Origin of the sequence: Streptomyces sp. NPDC014801 (genome assembly GCF_043082085.1) — a bacterium.
Lineage (GTDB): Bacteria > Actinomycetota > Actinomycetes > Streptomycetales > Streptomycetaceae > Streptomyces.
On the sequence record NZ_JBIBXG010000004.1, the window covers coordinates 262,754 to 279,818 of the forward strand.

General features: G+C 71.5%; 14 protein-coding genes. All 14 read left to right on the plus strand.

Annotated elements, in window-relative coordinates; genetic code table 11:
• The first annotated feature begins 334 nt into the window (after window positions 1-334).
• The 14 genes from rsmH to ACF1AL_RS10725 all read left to right on the plus strand — a co-directional run bounded on the left by rsmH (window position 335) and on the right by ACF1AL_RS10725 (window position 17,055).
• The gene (gene rsmH, locus ACF1AL_RS10660) at window positions 335-1,291 is read left to right on the plus strand and encodes a 16S rRNA (cytosine(1402)-N(4))-methyltransferase RsmH (protein ID WP_384211389.1); all 957 of its coding nucleotides are present in this window, start codon (window positions 335-337) and stop codon (window positions 1,289-1,291) included.
• A gap of 460 nt (window positions 1,292-1,751) precedes the next feature.
• Window positions 1,752-2,363, plus strand: coding sequence for a septum formation initiator family protein (locus ACF1AL_RS10665; RefSeq protein WP_391825799.1), 612 nt, complete (start codon window positions 1,752-1,754; stop codon window positions 2,361-2,363).
• Window positions 2,364-2,368: 5 nt separating this feature from the next.
• Window positions 2,369-4,342, plus strand: coding sequence for a peptidoglycan D,D-transpeptidase FtsI family protein (locus ACF1AL_RS10670; protein ID WP_391825800.1), 1,974 nt, complete (start codon window positions 2,369-2,371; stop codon window positions 4,340-4,342).
• 240 nt (window positions 4,343-4,582) lie between these two features.
• Entirely contained in the window at window positions 4,583-6,103 is a 1,521-nt protein-coding gene (locus ACF1AL_RS10675; RefSeq protein ID WP_384211398.1) for a UDP-N-acetylmuramoyl-L-alanyl-D-glutamate--2,6-diaminopimelate ligase, read from the plus strand.
• A gap of 4 nt (window positions 6,104-6,107) precedes the next feature.
• A complete protein-coding gene (gene murF, locus ACF1AL_RS10680) occupies window positions 6,108-7,523 on the plus strand; it encodes a UDP-N-acetylmuramoyl-tripeptide--D-alanyl-D-alanine ligase (protein WP_386418996.1) in 1,416 nt (471 codons plus the stop codon).
• Complete coding sequence (mraY, locus tag ACF1AL_RS10685; RefSeq protein ID WP_366836099.1) at window positions 7,523-8,593, plus strand: phospho-N-acetylmuramoyl-pentapeptide-transferase; 1,071 nt, start codon at window positions 7,523-7,525, stop codon at window positions 8,591-8,593. The genes murF and mraY overlap by 1 nt, the downstream gene beginning before the upstream one ends.
• A complete protein-coding gene (gene murD / locus ACF1AL_RS10690; protein ID WP_391825801.1) occupies window positions 8,575-10,008 on the plus strand; it encodes a UDP-N-acetylmuramoyl-L-alanine--D-glutamate ligase in 1,434 nt (477 codons plus the stop codon). Before mraY ends, murD begins: the two co-directional genes overlap by 19 nt.
• 69 nt (window positions 10,009-10,077) lie before the next feature.
• Window positions 10,078-11,430 (plus strand): putative lipid II flippase FtsW, encoded by a 1,353-nt coding sequence (ftsW, locus tag ACF1AL_RS10695; protein WP_391697550.1) that lies wholly within the window; start codon window positions 10,078-10,080, stop codon window positions 11,428-11,430.
• 6 nt (window positions 11,431-11,436) lie between these two features.
• Window positions 11,437-12,534: an undecaprenyldiphospho-muramoylpentapeptide beta-N-acetylglucosaminyltransferase gene (gene murG, locus ACF1AL_RS10700; protein ID WP_366835928.1), complete on the plus strand. Its 1,098-nt coding sequence runs from the start codon at window positions 11,437-11,439 to the stop codon at window positions 12,532-12,534.
• Between the two features lie 26 nt (window positions 12,535-12,560).
• Complete coding sequence (locus ACF1AL_RS10705) at window positions 12,561-13,355, plus strand: cell division protein FtsQ/DivIB (protein WP_391697547.1); 795 nt, start codon at window positions 12,561-12,563, stop codon at window positions 13,353-13,355.
• Window positions 13,356-13,634: 279 nt separating this feature from the next.
• The gene (gene ftsZ / locus ACF1AL_RS10710; protein WP_391820587.1) at window positions 13,635-14,834 is read left to right on the plus strand and encodes a cell division protein FtsZ; all 1,200 of its coding nucleotides are present in this window, start codon (window positions 13,635-13,637) and stop codon (window positions 14,832-14,834) included.
• Complete coding sequence (pgeF, locus tag ACF1AL_RS10715) at window positions 14,831-15,559, plus strand: peptidoglycan editing factor PgeF (protein ID WP_391778801.1); 729 nt, start codon at window positions 14,831-14,833, stop codon at window positions 15,557-15,559. Before ftsZ ends, pgeF begins: the two co-directional genes overlap by 4 nt.
• 6 nt (window positions 15,560-15,565) lie before the next feature.
• A complete protein-coding gene (locus ACF1AL_RS10720; protein ID WP_366835924.1) occupies window positions 15,566-16,285 on the plus strand; it encodes a YggS family pyridoxal phosphate-dependent enzyme in 720 nt (239 codons plus the stop codon).
• A 128-nt stretch (window positions 16,286-16,413) separates the two neighbouring features.
• Entirely contained in the window at window positions 16,414-17,055 is a 642-nt protein-coding gene (locus ACF1AL_RS10725; protein WP_366835923.1) for a cell division protein SepF, read from the plus strand.
• Window positions 17,056-17,065: the final 10 nt, after the last annotated feature.

Sequence of the window (17,065 nt, forward strand, 5' to 3'; positions counted from 1 at the left end):
GACGGGCCCGTACGAGTGAATTCCGCGGATCCGGCGCTACGCGCGCGTGCCGGTGCGCGACGCGCAGGCCGGTTGATTGACCGCGAGACAGGGTGGACTAAAGTGACGCGAAGCGGGAGGCGAGGCCCTCCCCACGGACGTCCCGTCCCCCGCGAGAACCCCTGCAAGACCCCGGCGTGCTGTCCGGAGATCCCACGTGCGCGGCGCGTACGTACGGCTCGGCCTCCTCCCGCTCCCGGTCGGCCGCCGCCGTCAGGCGCCGGTCGGCCTCCCCTTCCGGAGCGGGCGGGGACCCGGCGGTGCGGAGCGTTCGCGCCGGACCTGAGAGGGCCCCTTGAGCCAGAGTCGACACGTCCCGGTGATGCTCCAGCGGTGCCTGGACCTGCTGGCGCCCGCCCTCCAGGAGCCCGGTTCGGTCGTCGTCGACTGCACCCTGGGCCTGGGCGGACACAGCGAGGCGCTGCTGACCCGCTTCCCCGGGGCCCGGCTGATCGGCCTCGACCGGGACAAGGAGGCGCTGCGGCTGTCCGGTGAGCGGCTCGCGCCGTACCAGGACCGCGCCACCCTCGTCCACGCCGTCTACGACGAACTGCCCGACGTCCTCGACCGGCTCGGCGTCGCACGCGTGCAGGGCGTGCTGTTCGACCTCGGGGTGTCGTCCATGCAGCTGGACGAGGCCGACCGCGGGTTCGCCTACGCGCAGGACGCGCCGCTCGACATGCGCATGGACCAGACGACCGGCATGAGCGCCGCGGAGGTGCTGAACACCTACCCGCCGGGCGAACTCGTCCGCATCCTGCGCGCGTACGGCGAGGAGAAGCAGGCCAAGCGGATCGTCGCCGCGATCGTGCGCGAGCGGGAGAAGGAGCCGTTCAGCAACAGCGCGCGGCTGGTGGAGCTGATCCGGGACGCGCTGCCGCAGGCCGCCAAGCGGACGGGCGGCAACCCGGCCAAGCGGACCTTCCAGGCCCTGCGCATCGAGGTGAACGGCGAGCTGTCCGTGCTGGAGCGGGCGATCCCGGCCGCGGTGAAGGCGCTCGCCGTGGGCGGCCGTATCGCCGTGCTCTCCTACCACTCGCTGGAGGACCGGCTCGTCAAGCAGGTCTTCGCGGCCGGCGCCGCCACCACCGCCCCGCCCGGGCTGCCCGTCGTGCCCGAGCGCTACCAGCCCCGGCTCAAGCTGCTCACCCGTGGTGCCGAACTTCCCACCGAGGAAGAGGTCGCCGAGAACCGCCGGGCGGCCCCCGCGCGGCTGCGCGGCGCGGAGCGCATCAGGGAGGACGTGGAGTGAGCCAGGCGACGGGGCGGACGCCCGGGGACCCCTGCGGTCACCGGCGGCCAGGGCCGGCGACAACGACGACACCACCGACCGAACCCGACGGCCCGCGCCACGGCCGTCCCGCCACGTCGCCCACCACTCTGCGACACCCGAGCCCACGACGGCGGGGGTTCGCCGCGCCGACCACGGTCGCGGGGTGCTCGGGCCTGCGGGGAGGTGGGTTCGTCGCGCCGACCACGGCCATGGGAGCCGCGAGCTTGCGGCGACGCATGGACGCCGCGCCGACCACGGTCACGGGGGGCTCGGGTCTGCGACGGGGCAGGGGGCTCGCGTCCGTCGCATCGGCTGTAGCCGCCGGCGGCGGCAGGCCGGTCCCAGGCCCGGACCGTGTCCCGGGGCCAAGGCTCGGCGTGTCGCGTTCGTGGGCCGTTCGCCGCGTGGTGCGCTGGGGCGTGACGGCGGGGGAGGGTGTGTGAGCAGGAAACCCCAGGTGAAGGGGCGGGCCGCGCGGCTGGCGCGGATGTTCCCGGCCCGGCGCGGGCAGGCCGCCCGGACACCGTTCGTGCTGCTCGTCGTGCTGCTGCTCGGCGGTGGCCTCATCGGGCTCCTCGTGCTGAACTCCGCGCTCAGCGAGGGCTCCTTCAAGCTGGACGACCTGCAGAAGGAGACCAAGTCGCTCACCGACGAGGAGCAGGCCCTGCAACGGGACGTGGACGCCTACTCCGCCCCCGAGGCCCTGCAGCGCCGCGCCCATGAGCTGGGCATGGTCCCGGGCGGCGACCCCGCCTTCCTCGGCCTCGACGGCACCGTGAAGGGCTTCCCCTCGCCCGCCGCGCAGCCCGAGGACGCCCCGCTGGTCCTCGCCCCCGAGGTCATCCCCGCCGGCCCCGCACCGACACAGAGCCCCACCGCGACGCCCGCGGACACCGCCTCCCCGACGGCGACGGCGACGGCGACAGCGACGGCGACCGCGCCCACGGCCGCCGCCACGGCCTCGTCCCAGTCGGCCTCGCTCCCGCCGCAAGGGGCGGCCGAGGCGGACCGGACACCCCAGACGGCTCCCACGACAACCCCCGGCAGGTGACGGAAGTGGTCGATGGTTTTGGCAGGCAACCACCGCGCCGCCGCGTGCCCGGCCCCGCACGGCCGGCCCGGCCCGGTGCCGGCGGCCGCCGTCCGGGCCCCGGCGGACGGCCGGCCCGCCGTCCCGCCCCGGCCCGCCAGGCCGCGCCCCCGCGCACGCTCCGGCTCGGCAGCCCCCGCCCGCGGCTGCGCCTGGTCGGCCTCGGCCTGACCCTCGTCATGGCGGCGTTCGTGTTCCGCCTGCTCCAGGTGCAGGCCGTCGACGCCAGCACCTACGCGGCCAAGGCCGAGCAGAACCGCTACGTCGTGCACACCCTCGCGGCCGAACGCGGAGGCATCACCGACCGCAACGGCGTGGCGCTGGCCGCCAGCGTGGACGCGTACGACATCACGGCCGACCCGACCATGTTCAGCCGCAAGCAGCTGAAGATCGACGACGGCCCCGAGCAGGCCGCCGCGCTGCTCGCCCCGATCCTCGGCCAGAGCCAGGCCGACCTGGTCAAGAAGCTGCACCCGAAGGACAAGGAGCTGCGCTATGTGCGGCTCGCCCTCAGCCGCACCCCGCAGGTGTGGACGCAGATCAAGGACCTCAAGCTCGCCCTCGCCAAGAAGGCCTCGACCGACAAGACCACGGTCAACGTCCTCGCCGGCGTCTTCGCCGACCCCAGCAGCAAGCGGGTCTACCCCAACGGCGACCTCGCCGCCGGGATACTGGGCTGGGTCAACGCCGACGGCCAGGGCGGCGGCGGTGTCGAGCAGCAGCTGAACAAGACGCTCTCCGGCAAGGACGGCAAGATCCGCTACGCCCAGTCCGGTGGCCGCCAGGTCCCGACCGCGGGCTCCACGGAGACCCCCGCCGTGCCGGGCAGCGACGTCGAGCTCACCATCGACCGCGACATCCAGTGGGCCGCGCAGAACGCCATCACCGAGCAGGTGAAGAAGTCCAAGGCCGACCGCGGTTACGTCATCGTGCAGGACACCCGCACCGGCCAGATCCTCGCCATGGCCAACTCGCCCGGCTTCGACCCGAACGACCTGCGGCACGCCAACCCGGCCGCGCTCGGCAACGCGGCCGTGCAGGACGCCTACGAACCCGGCTCCACCGCCAAGGTGATGTCGATGGCGGCCGTCCTGGAGGAGAACGTCGCCACGCCGCTCACCCATGTCGTCGTACCGAACCGGCTGCACCGCGGCGACCGGCTCTTCCAGGACGACATCGACCACGCCACCTGGTACCTCACCCTCAACGGCGTGCTCGCCAAGTCGTCCAACATCGGCACCATCCTCGCCACCGGCCAGCTCGGCAAGACCCAGCCGCAGGCGAACCAGGTGCTCTACTCCTACCTGCGCAAGTTCGGCATCGGCAGCTACACCGGGCTCGGCTTCCCCGGCGAGACCAAGGGCATCCTCGCGCCGCCCGGCCAGTGGTCGACCTCGCAGCAGTTCACGATCCCTTTCGGCCAGGGCTTCTCCATCAACGCCATCCAGGCGGCGTCGGTCTACTCGACCATCGCCAACGGCGGAGTCCGCGTCGAGCCCACCCTCGTGCGCGGCACCAAGGGACCCGACGGGCGCTTCACCCCCGCCGCGAAGCCCCGGCAGACACGGGTCGTCAGCGCCAAGACCGCCAAGACGCTCGCCCAGATGCTGGAGTCCGTGGTGGACGACGAGCAGGGCACGGGCATCAAGGCGCGCATCCCCGGGTACCGGGTGGCGGGTAAGACCGGCACCGCGAACCGTGTGGATCCGGCCACCGGCCGCTACCGGGGTTACACGTCGTCGTTCGCCGGGTTCGCGCCCGCGGACAACCCGCGGATCACCGTCTACTGCGCGATCCAGAACGCGACGGCGGGCAGCTACTTCGGCGGCCAGATCTGCGGCCCCATCTACAAGCAGGTGATGGAGTTCGCGCTCAAGACCCTGCAGGTCCCGCCGACCGGCGCGCCGCCCGCCAACCTGCCCGTCTCCTACCGGCCCTGACCGCCGGCCGTCCCCGGAACCGACACCCCGCCGACCGTCCCCCGACCGCCACGAGACCCCGGAACCGACCCCCTGCCGATCAGCGCGACCAGCCAGGAACGATCCGTGACCATGATCACTCCCCAGCCCGGGAACCAGGGCACCCCCGCCCCCTCACTTCGCCCGGAGGCGGGTGCGCCCGGTACGCTCACCGCCGTGCCACACGCTGATCAGTCCCAAACCACCCAGAAGGGCGCTTCCGTGACATATCCGGGACCGCCCCGGCCGACCGAGGTCTCCGCCACACCCCTCGCGGACCTCGCCGGCCAGCTGGGTGTCCAGCAGCCGGAGAGCACCGCCGCGGTCACGGGCATCACCCACGACTCGCGCGCCGTCCGCCCCGGCGACCTGTACGCCGCGCTGCCGGGCGCCCGTGCGCACGGCGCCGACTTCGTCACCCAGGCCGCGAGCCTGGGCGCGGCCGCGGTGCTGACCGACCCGACCGGTGCCGAGCGCGCCGCGGCGACCGGCCTGCCGGTCCTGGTGGTCGACGACCCGCGCGGACGGATGGGCGAACTGGCCGCCACCCTCTACGGGCACCCGGGCCGGGAGCTGCTCCAGATCGGCATCACCGGCACCTCGGGCAAGACCACCACCGCCTACCTCGTCGAGGGCGGCCTGAAGACCGTGAAGAGCACCGGTCTGATCGGCACGGTGGAGATGCGCATCGGCGAGGAGCGCATCAAGTCCGAGCGCACTACGCCCGAAGCCACCGATCTGCAGGCGCTGTTCGCGGTCATGCGCGAACGCGGCGTCGAGGCCGTCGCCATGGAGGTCTCCAGCCACGCGCTGGTGCTCGGCCGGGTCGACGGCTGTGTCTTCGACATCGCCGTCTTCACCAACCTCAGCCCGGAACACATGGAGTTCCACTCCGACATGGAGGACTACTTCCGGGCCAAGGCGCAGCTGTTCACGCCCAAGCGCAGCAAACGGGGCGTGGTCAACCTCGACGACGACTACGGCCGCCGGCTCGCGAAGGAGGCGACCGTCCCGGTCGTCACCTACTCCGCCGAGGGCCACCCCGACGCCGACTGGCGCGCCGAGGACGTCCAGGTCGGCCCGATGGACTCGACGTTCACCGTCGTCGGCCCCGACGGGCAGCGCGTCAACGCCAAGTCCCCGCTGCCGGGCCCCTTCAACGTGGCGAACACCCTCGCCGCCCTCGTCGCCCTCGCCACGGCCGGCCTGGATCCGCAGGCCGCCGCCGACGGCATCGCCGCCGTCCCCGGTGTGCCGGGCCGCCTGGAGCGCGTCGACGCCGGGCAGCCCTACCTCGCGGTCGTCGACTACGCCCACAAGACCGACGCCGTGGAGTCGGTGCTCAAGGCGCTGCGCAAGGTCACCAAGGGCCGGCTGCACGTCGTGCTGGGCTGCGGCGGCGACCGGGACCAGACCAAGCGCGCCCCCATGGGCGCCGCCGCGGCGCGGCTCGCCGACACCGCCGTACTGACCTCCGACAACCCCCGCTCCGAGGACCCGCTCGCGATCCTCGCGACCATGCTCCAGGGCGCGGCCTCCGTGCCCGCGCACGAGCGCGGCGAGGTCGTCCTCTTCGAGGACCGGGCCGCCGCGATCGCCGCGGCCGTCGACCGTGCGCAGCCGGGCGACACCGTGCTGGTCGCGGGCAAGGGCCACGAGCAGGGGCAGGACATCGCCGGGGTGGTCCGTCCGTTCGACGACCGCCAGGTGCTTCGCGAAGCAATCCAGAAGACCCAGGGATGAACCAGTGATCGCCCTCTCCCTCGCCGAGATCGCACGTGTCGTCGGCGGGCAGACGTACGACATACCGGATCCGTCGGTGCAGGTGACCGGGCCGGTGGTCCGGGACTCCCGCGAGGTGGAGCCCGGCAGCCTCTTCGTCGCCTTCGTCGGCGAGCGCGTGGACGGCCACGACTTCGCGGCGCAGGTCGTCGAGGCGGGCGCGGCCGCCGTGCTCGGCTCGCGCCCCGTCGGCGTGCCCGCGATCGTCGTCGACGACGTCCCGCGCGCTCTCGGCGCCCTCGCCCGCCATGTCGTCCAGCGCCTCGGCGCGACCCTCGTGGCGCTGACCGGCTCGGCGGGCAAGACCAGCACCAAGGACCTCATCGCGCAGGTGCTGCAGCGCAAGGCGCCGACGGTGTTCACGCCCGGCTCGCTCAACAACGAGATCGGGCTGCCGCTGACCGCCCTGTCCGCCACCGAGGAGACGAAGTTCCTCGTGCTGGAGATGGGCGCGCGCGGCATCGGGCACATCCGCTACCTCACCGAGCTGACCCCGCCGCGGATCGGACTCGTCCTCAATGTCGGCTCCGCGCACATCGGCGAGTTCGGCGGCCGCGAGCAGATCGCCCAGGCCAAGGGCGAGATGGTGGAGTCCCTGCCGTCCGCCGGGGACGGCGGTGTCGCGGTTCTCAACGCCGACGACCCCTACGTCCGTGCCATGGCCTCCCGTACGAAGGCGAAAGTGGTCCTCTTCGGCGAGGCCGACGAAGCGGACGTACGCGCCGAGAACGTGCGACTCACGGACACCGGACAGCCCTCCTTCAGGCTTCACACACCCTCCGGTGCAAGCGATGTGACCATGCGCCTGTACGGTGAGCACCACGTGTCGAACGCGCTCGCCGCGGCCGCCGTCGCCCATGAGCTGGGCATGTCCGCGGAAGAGATCGCCACCGCGCTCTCCGAGGCGGGATCCCTCTCCCGGTGGCGCATGGAGGTCACCGAGCGCCCGGACGGCGTGACCATCGTCAACGACGCCTACAACGCCAACCCCGAGTCCATGAAGGCCGCTCTGCGCGCGCTGGTGGCCATGGGCAAGGGGCGGCGGACCTGGGCGGTGCTCGGCAAGATGGCCGAGCTCGGGGACGAGGCGCTCGCCGAGCACGACGCGGTCGGACGGCTCGCCGTCCGGCTCAACGTCAGCAAGCTCGTCGCGGTCGGGGGCAGGGAAGCCGCCTGGCTGCAACTGGGCGCATATAACGAGGGTTCGTGGGGTGAGGAGTCGGTGCACGTGTCCGACGCACAGGCGGCGGTCGACCTGTTGCGCAGCGAGTTGCGCCCGGGGGACGTCGTACTCGTGAAGGCGTCGCGTTCGGTCGGTCTGGAGGCGGTCGCGCAGGCGCTGCTGGAGACCGGTGCCGAGGGTGAGGTTGCCGCCCGATGATGAAGCAGATCCTGTTCGCAGGAGTCATTGGCCTCTTCCTCACCCTGGTCGGCACCCCGCTGCTGATCAAGCTGCTCGCCCGCAAGGGCTACGGCCAGTACATCCGCGACGACGGACCGCGCGAGCACGCCAGCAAGCGCGGTACGCCGACCATGGGCGGTATCGCGTTCATCCTGGCGACGGTGGCCGCCTACTTCCTCGCCAAGGTCATCACCGGCTACGCGCCGACGTACTCGGGTCTGCTGGTCCTCGGCCTGATGGTGGGCATGGGCCTGGTCGGCTTCCTCGACGACTACATCAAGATCGTCAAGCGGCGCTCGCTGGGTCTGCGGGCCAAGGCGAAGATGGCCGGCCAGCTCATCGTCGGCATCGCCTTCGCGGTGCTCGCGCTGCAGTTCTCCGACGCGCGCGGCAACACCCCGGCCTCCACGAAGCTGTCGTTCATCACCGACTTCGGCTGGACGATCGGCCCGGTGCTGTTCGTCGTCTGGGCGCTGTTCATGATCCTGGCGATGTCCAACGGCGTGAACCTCACCGACGGTCTGGACGGTCTGGCCACCGGCGCCTCCGTGCTGGTCTTCGGCGCCTACACCTTCATCGGCGTATGGCAGTTCCAGGAGTCGTGCGCCAACGCGCTCACCCTGACCAACCCGGGCGCCTGTTACGAGGTGCGCGACCCGCTCGACCTCGCCGTGGTGTCCTCGGCGCTGATGGGCGCCTGCCTCGGCTTCCTGTGGTGGAACACCTCACCCGCCAAGATCTTCATGGGCGACACCGGTTCGCTGGCGCTCGGCGGTGTGCTCGCCGGGCTCGCGATCTGCTCGCGCACCGAGCTGCTGCTGGCCATCCTCGGCGGCCTGTTCGTCCTCATCACCATGTCGGTCGTCATCCAGGTCGGCTCCTTCCGGCTCACCGGAAAGCGCGTCTTCCGGATGGCGCCACTGCAGCACCACTTCGAACTCAAGGGCTGGTCCGAAGTCCTGGTGGTGGTCCGCTTCTGGATCATCCAGGGCATCTGTGTGATCGTCGGACTGGGCCTCTTCTACGCGGGATGGGCAGCGGACAAGTGACCTCCTCGGTGTCCCCGGACTTCACCGGCAAGCACGTCACCGTCGCCGGACTCGGCGTCTCCGGCGTCCCGGCGGCCAAGGTGCTGAACGCGCGCGGCGCGATCGTCACGGTCGTCAACGACGGCGACGACGCACGCGCGCGTGAGCAGGCCGCCGAGCTGGAGAAGCTCGGCGTCACCGTCCGCCTCGGCGACGGCGACACCCTGCCCGAGGGCACCGAGCTGATCGTCACCGCACCCGGCTGGAAGCCCACCAAGCCGCTGTTCCGGGCCGCCGAGCAGGCCGGCGTCGAGGTCTGGGGCGACGTCGAGCTGGCCTGGCGGCTGCGCGGCCCCGACGCGGCCCCCTGGCTGTGCGTGACCGGCACCAACGGCAAGACCACCACCGTCCAGATGCTCGCGTCGATCCTGAAGGCGGCCGGGCTGCGCACCGCCGCCGTCGGCAACATCGGCGTCTCCCTGCTGGACGCCGTCCTCGGCGAGCAGACCTACGACGTCCTCGCCGTGGAGCTGTCCAGCTACCAGCTGCACTGGGCGCCCTCGCTGCGCGCCCACTCCGCCGCCGTCCTCAACCTCGCGCCGGACCACCTGGACTGGCACGGCTCGATGGAGGCGTACGCGCGCGACAAGGGCCGCATCTACGAGGGCAACCGCGTCGCCTGCGTCTACAACGTCGCCGACAAGGCCACCGAGGACCTGGTGCGCGAGGCCGACGTGGAGGAGGGCTGCCGTGCCATCGGGTTCACCCTCGGTACGCCCGGGCCCTCCCAACTCGGCGTCGTCGAGGGCATCCTGGTCGACCGCGCCTTCGTCGAGAACCGGCACAAGAACGCCCAGGAGCTCGCCGAGGTCTCCGACGTCAACCCGCCGGCCCCGCACAACATCGCCAACGCCCTCGCCGCGGCCGCCCTCGCCCGCGCCTTCGGTGTGGAGCCCCGGGCCGTACGCGACGGCCTGCGCGACTTCCGCCCCGACGCGCACCGCATCGCGCACGTCGCGGACGTGGCCGGCGTCGCCTACGTCGACGACTCCAAGGCCACCAACACGCATGCCGCGGAAGCCTCGTTGGCGGCCTATGAGTCGATCGTGTGGATCGCCGGCGGCCTGGCGAAGGGCGCGACCTTCGACGAACTGGTCGCGAAGTCCGCGAAGCGGCTGCGCGGCGCCGTCCTGATCGGCGCCGATCGTGCCCTCATCCGTGAGGCCCTCGCGCGACACGCCCCGGAAGTACCCGTCGTCGACCTCGACCGGACCGACACTGGGGCGATGCTCCAGGCTGTCCAGGAGGCCCAGCGGCTCGCCGAGCCCGGCGACACGGTGCTGCTCGCCCCGGCCTGCGCCTCCATGGACATGTTCGCCAACTACAACCAGCGCGGCGACGCGTTCGCCCAGGCCGTGTCCGAACTCGGCAGCTGACCCGGCCGCCTGGCGCCGGGCGACCTCGGGAGAAACGCGTGGGACGCGCGATGCGCAGCGGAGGCGCTGATGCCCAGTAGCCGTACCGGCCGGCCGCCCGTGCAGCGGGCCGTGCGCCGGCCCCCCGCCCCCCGCCCGCCGCGCGACAACCCCGTCACACGGGCGTACGCGCGGGCCCGGCGGGCCTGGGACCGGCCGCTGACCGCCTACTACCTGGTCCTCGGCGGCAGCGCGCTGATCACCGTGCTCGGCCTGGTGATGGTCTACTCGGCCTCGCAGATCACCGCGCTGCAGATGGGGCTGACCGGCTCCTACTTCTTCCGCAAGCAGCTGCTGGCCGCGGTGATCGGCGCGGGACTGCTGTACGCGGCCTCGCGGATGCCGGTCAAGCTGCACCGGGCGCTGGCCTATCCGATCCTGGCCGGTGCCGTCTTCCTGATGGCCCTGGTGCAGGTGCCGGGGATAGGGATGGCGGTCAACGGCAACCAGAACTGGATCTCGCTCGGCGGCTCCTTCCAGATCCAGCCCAGCGAGTTCGGCAAGCTGGCGCTGGTGCTGTGGGGCGCCGACCTCCTGGCGCGCAAGCAGGACAAGAACCTGCTCAACCAGTGGAAGCACATGCTGGTCCCGCTGGTGCCGATGGCCTTCCTGCTGCTCGGGCTGATCATGCTCGGCGGCGACATGGGCACGGCGATCATCCTCACCGCGATCCTGTTCGGACTGCTGTGGCTCGCGGGGGCGCCGACCCGGATGTTCGTCGGCGTGCTGTCGATCGCCGCCCTGATCGGGGTGGTGCTGATCAAGACCAGCCAGAACCGGATGGCCCGGCTGGCCTGCATCGGCGCCACCGATCCCGGGCCGGGCGACAGCTGCTGGCAGGCCGTGCACGGCATCTATGCCCTCGCCTCGGGCGGACTGTTCGGTTCCGGGCTCGGTGCCAGTGTGGAAAAATGGGGCCAACTCCCCGAAGCGCACACCGACTTCATCTTCGCGGTCACCGGTGAGGAACTGGGCCTGGCGGGGACGCTGTCGGTGCTCGCCCTGTTCGCGGCTCTAGGCTATGCGGGTATCCGCGTGGCCGGACGCACGGAGGACCCCTTCGTGAGGTACGCCGCGGGAGGCGTGACCACCTGGATCACCGCCCAGGCGGTGATCAACATCGGTGCGGTGCTCGGCCTGCTGCCGATCGCCGGTGTCCCGCTCCCGCTGTTCTCCTACGGGGGATCCGCCCTGCTGCCGACCATGTTCGCCATCGGGTTGCTGATCGCCTTCGCGCGTGACGATCCCGCTGCGCGGGCGGCGCTTGCGATGCGGCAACCCCGCTTTGGTAGAAAGCGGGGGGCCGGGGGTCCCGCGGGACCCCGGAGATGGAACACGATGCGACGGCGCACCTCGGCGGTGCGCTCGTCCGGAGAGCGGTGAATTTCGGTGCATGTCGTACTCGCCGGCGGGGGTACCGCGGGCCACATCGAGCCCGCGCTCGCCCTCGCGGACGCCCTGCGCAGGCAGGACCCGACCGTGGGGATCACAGCCCTGGGCACGGAGCGCGGCCTGGAGACCACGCTCGTGCCGCAGCGGGGCTACGAGCTCGCGCTGATCCCGGCGGTGCCGCTGCCGCGCAAGCCCACGCCCGAGCTGATCACCGTCCCGGGCCGGCTGCGCGGCACGATCAAGGCCGCCGAGCAGATCCTGGAGCGCACCAAGGCGGACTGCGTGGTCGGCTTCGGCGGCTACGTCGCCCTGCCCGGCTACCTCGCCGCCAAGCGCCTCGGCGTGCCGATCGTGATCCACGAGGCCAACGCCCGGCCCGGCCTGGCGAACAAGATCGGCTCGCGGTACGCCGCCCAGGTCGCCGTGGCCACCCCCGACAGCAAGCTGCGCAACGCGCGCTACATCGGCATCCCGCTGCGCCACTCCATCGCCACCCTGGACCGGGCCGCCGCCCGCCCCGAGGCCCGCGCGATGTTCGGTCTCGACCCCAACCTGCCCACGCTGCTGGTCTCCGGCGGCTCGCAGGGCGCCCGCCGCCTCAACGAGGTCGTCCAGCAGGTCGCGCCCTGGCTGCAGCAGGCCGGCATCCAGATCCTGCACGCGGTCGGCCCGAAGAACGAACTGCCGCAGGTGCACCAGATGCCGGGGATGCCCCCCTACATCCCGGTAAGTTACCTGGACCGGATGGACCTCGCGTACGCCGCGGCCGACATGATGCTCTGCCGCGCGGGCGCGATGACCGTCGCCGAACTCTCCGCCGTCGGACTCCCGGCCGCCTACGTCCCGCTGCCCATCGGCAACGGCGAGCAGCGGCTGAACGCCCAGCCGGTGGTCAAGGCCGGCGGCGGTCTGCTGGTCGACGACGCGGAGCTCACCCCGGAGTGGGTGCAGCAGAACGTCCTGCCCGTGCTCGCCGACCCGCACCGGCTGTACCAGATGTCCCGCGCCGCCGCCGAGTTCGGCCGCCGGGACGCCGACGACCTCCTCGTCGGCATGGTGTACGAGGCGATCGCCGCCCATCGTGCACACCGATAGGCACGTATGACGAAAGGGCAGGGAGCGTGGCCGGACCCACCACCGCCGAGCGCGGTGAACGCCAGCAGGAGTCGTCCGGCCCGCCCCTGGTCCGCAGGCTGGGGCGGCGCCGGCTTCGTATGATCATCATTCTCGCGCTGGTGCTCGTCCTGGCCGGATCGGGCGCGCTGTGGACGCTGTACGGCTCCCAGTGGCTGCGCGTGGAGCGGGTCACCGTCTCGGGCACCCGGGTGCTCACCCCCCAGCAGGTGCGCGACGCGGCCAAGGTGCCGCTCGGGGCGCCGCTGGCGTCGGTCGACACCGACGGGATCGAGGCGCGGCTGCGCCGGAAACTGCCGCGGATCGACACCGTGGCCGTGGAGCGTTCCTGGCCGCACGGAATCACGCTGAAAGTGACGGAGCGGACTCCGGTTCTTCTTGTGCAAAAGGGCCGGAACTTCATGGAAGTGGACGCGGAGGGCGTCCGTTTTGCCACGATTTCCGAGCCGATTAATGGCGTTCCGCTGCTGCAATTGACGACCGCCGCACCGGGTTCCGCGACCGCGAGTCTGCGCCGCTTCGGCGAGAGCCGGCTGGTGCGCGCGGCGGTGTCCGTGGCCGCCGACCTGCCGGCCGCCGTCGCCCACGACACCCGGGCGGTCAAGGTGCGTTCCTACGACGACATCTCGCTGGAGTTGAGCGGGGGCCGCGCGGTGGCGTGGGGGAGTGCCGAGAAGGGGGCGCTGAAGGCCCGCACTCTCACCGCTCTCATGAAAGCGGCCCCGCATGCACGGCACTTCGACGTGAGCGTTCCCACGGCCCCTGCGTCAGCGGGGAGTTGACGCACATCCGCGCAGGCCAGCACCCTGGTTGGGCACCGCTACGGCTGATCACATAGGGTGAAAAGAAAAACGGGAGGTTCGGCGTGTTCGTTGAACGTGCGCCACTTGTCGACTTAGTGTCCTGTTCAGAAGACTCCAAGGAACGGACACACTGGTAACCCTAAACTTCAGGGTTAGGGTTCGGGTCGGCGATTCGGACCGTCCCATTCGGCATCAGTCGCCGGAGCGCGCCAGCAACGCGAGACGGCGACACGTAACTCGAGGCGAGAGGCCTTCGACGTGGCAGCACCGCAGAACTACCTCGCAGTCATCAAAGTCATCGGTGTCGGCGGCGGTGGTGTCAATGCCATCAACCGGATGATCGAGGTCGGTCTCAAGGGCGTCGAGTTCATCGCCATCAACACCGACGCGCAAGCTCTGTTGATGAGCGACGCCGACGTCAAGCTCGACGTCGGCCGTGAACTCACCCGGGGACTCGGCGCCGGAGCCAATCCGGCCGTCGGCCGCAAGGCCGCCGAGGATCACCGCGAGGAGATCGAGGAGGTCCTCAAGGGGGCCGACATGGTCTTCGTGACGGCCGGTGAAGGCGGCGGCACCGGCACCGGCGGCGCGCCCGTCGTGGCCAACATCGCGCGCTCGCTCGGCGCCCTCACCATCGGCGTGGTCACGCGCCCGTTCACCTTCGAGGGGCGGCGCCGCGCGAACCAGGCCGAGGACGGCATCGCCGAACTCCGCGAAGAGGTCGACACCCTCATCGTCATCCCCAACGACCGGCTGCTGTCCATCTCGGACCGCCAGGTCTCGGTCCTGGACGCCTTCAAGTCCGCCGACCAGGTCCTGCTCTCCGGTGTCCAGGGCATCACCGACCTCATCACCACCCCCGGCCTCATCAACCTCGACTTCGCCGACGTCAAGTCGGTCATGTCCGAGGCCGGTTCCGCCCTGATGGGCATCGGCTCGGCCCGCGGCGACGACCGCGCGGTGGCCGCGGCCGAGATGGCGATCTCCTCCCCGCTGCTGGAGGCGTCCATCGACGGCGCCCGCGGGGTGCTGCTCTCCATCTCCGGCGGCTCCGACCTCGGCCTGTTCGAGATCAACGAGGCCGCCCAGCTGGTCAGCGAGGCCGCCCACCCCGAGGCCAACATCATCTTCGGCGCGGTGATCGACGACGCGCTCGGCGACGAGGTCCGGGTCACCGTGATCGCGGCCGGCTTCGACGGCGGCCAGCCCCCGGCCAAGCGGGACAACGTCCTCGGCTCCTCCTCGGCCAAGCGCGAGGAGCCCGCTCCGGTACGGCAGCCCGAGAGCCGCCCGACCTTCGGCTCGCTGGGCAGCGTCAAGCCCAAGGAGGAGCCCGAGCCGGTGCCCGCTCCGGAGCCCGCGCCCGAGATCCCGGTGGCCCCGCCCATCACCCCGGCGCCGCGGAGCTACTCGGACAGCGCGGCCGAGGAACTGGACGTCCCGGACTTCCTGAAGTGATAGGACAGCGCGACACCGTGAACGGCGCGCACTTCGCCTTCACCGACCGGTGGGGCGGGGTGAGCGCCGTTCCGTACGAGGAGCTCAATCTCGGCGGCGCGGTCGGCGACGACCCCGACGCCGTCACCACCAACCGGGAGCTGGCCGCGAAGTCGCTCGGACTGGACGCGGCGCGGGTGGTGTGGATGAACCAGGTGCACGGCGCCGACGTCGCCGTCGTCGAGGAGCCGTGGGGGGACGCGCCCGTCCCGCGGGTGGACGCGATCGTCACCGCCCGGCGCGGACTCGCGCTCGCCGTGCTCACCGCCGACTGCACCCCGGTCCTGCTGGCCGACCCGGTCGCGGGGGTCGCGGCCGCGGCGCACGCCGGCCGGCCCGGCATGGTCGCCGGGGTCGTGCCCGCGGCGCTGAGCGCGATGATGGACCTGGGTGCCGATCCGTCCCGGATCGTCGCCCGCACTGGACCCGCGGTGTGCGGCCGGTGCTACGAGGTGCCCGAGGAGATGCGCGCCGAGGTGGCCGCCGTCGAGCCGGCGGCGTACGCCGAGACGAGTTGGGGCACGCCGGCGGTCGACGTGAGCGCCGGCGTGCACGCGCAGCTCGAACGGCTCGGGGTGCGCGACCGGGAGCAGTCGCCGGTGTGCACGCGCGAGTCGCGCGACCACTTCTCGTACCGCCGCGACCGCACCACCGGGCGGCTCGCGGGCTATGTGTGGCTGGACTGATGGGGCATGACGGACCGTAAGGACGAACTCGCCGGGAACCTGGCGAAGGTGGAGGAGCGCATCGCCGCCGCGTGCGCCGCGGCCGGGCGCCGGCGCGACGAGGTGACCCTGATCGTGGTCACCAAGACCTACCCGGCGAGCGATGTGCGCATCCTGGCGGAGCTCGGGGTGCGCCATGTCGCCGAGAACCGTGACCAGGACGCGGCGCCGAAGGCCGCGGAATGCTCGGATCTGCCCCTGTCGTGGCACTTCGTCGGTCAGTTGCAGACCAACAAGGTGCGTTCCGTGGTCGGTTACGCCGATGTCGTGCAGTCCGTAGACCGCGCCAGGCTCGTCACGGCGCTGTCGAAGGAGGCCGAGCGGGCCGGGCGCGAGATCGGCTGCCTGATCCAGGTCGCGCTGGACGCGGGCGAGAGCGCCCGGGGGGAGCGCGGGGGTGTGGCCCCCGCCGGGATCGAGGAGTTGGCCGGTCTGGTCGCCGCCTCGCCGGGGCTGCGGCTCGACGGCCTGATGACCGTCGCCCCGCTCACCGGGGAGTACGCCGGCCGCCAACGCGCGGCGTTCGAGCGGTTGATGGATTTGTCGACTGACCTGCGCCGAGCCCATCCGGCTGCAACCATGGTCTCGGCAGGGATGAGTGCGGACCTCGAGGAGGCCGTGGCGGCCGGGGCGACACATGTACGCGTCGGCACCGCGGTACTCGGAGTCCGCCCCAGGCTCGGGTAACGTCGCCAAGAAGTCGGACCACAGCAGAAAATATGGTCATTTCCGCTGAAAGGCGGGCAGAAGGACCACGTGGATCGCAGGCACTCGGCAGCGTCAGCCGATCCACCACAGAGCGGAGGACTCAGAGCATGGCCGGCGCGATGCGCAAGATGGCGGTCTACCTCGGCCTCGTGGAGGACGATGGGTACGACGGCCGGGGATTCGACCCCGACGACGACTTCGAGCCCGAGCTGGACCCGGAGCCCGAGCGGGATCACCGACGGCACGAGCCGTCCCACCAGTCGCATGGTACACATCAGTCACAAAGGGACGAAGAGGTACGAGTCGTCCAACCGCCCGCCCCGCGCGAGCCGGTGGCGCGGGCCGCTTCGCTCCCCGCGGAATCCAGCCGCCCGGCGCGCATCGCGCCCGTGTCATCCATCACACAAGAACGTCAGTCCCTGGAGAAGAACGCACCGGTGATCATGCCCAAGGTCGTGTCGGAACGAGAGCCGTACCGGATCACCACACTTCACCCGCGGACCTACAACGAGGCCCGTACCATCGGGGAACACTTCCGTGAGGGCACCCCGGTGATCATGAATCTGACTGAGATGGATGACACAGACGCGAAGCGACTTGTCGACTTTGCGGCCGGTCTGGTGTTTGGTCTTCACGGCAGCATCGAGCGGGTGACGCAGAAGGTGTTCCTGTTGTCGCCTGCTAACGTCGATGTCACGGCGGAGGACAAGGCCCGCATCGCAGAAGGCGGGTTCTTCAACCAGAGCTGAGACGCACGAC

Bases quoted from the DNA above. Each gene is read 5' to 3' on its own strand.
- mraY (WP_366836099.1), top strand. From the start codon at position 7,523: ATGAAGCAGATCCTGTTCGCAGGAGTCATTGGCCTCTTCCTCACCCTG.
- murD (WP_391825801.1), top strand. From the start codon at position 8,575: ATGGGCAGCGGACAAGTGACCTCCTCGGTGTCCCCGGACTTCACCGGC.
- ftsW (WP_391697550.1), top strand. From the start codon at position 10,078: ATGCCCAGTAGCCGTACCGGCCGGCCGCCCGTGCAGCGGGCCGTGCGC.
- ACF1AL_RS10720 (WP_366835924.1), top strand. From the start codon at position 15,566: ATGACGGACCGTAAGGACGAACTCGCCGGGAACCTGGCGAAGGTGGAG.
- ACF1AL_RS10725 (WP_366835923.1), top strand. From the start codon at position 16,414: ATGGCCGGCGCGATGCGCAAGATGGCGGTCTACCTCGGCCTCGTGGAG.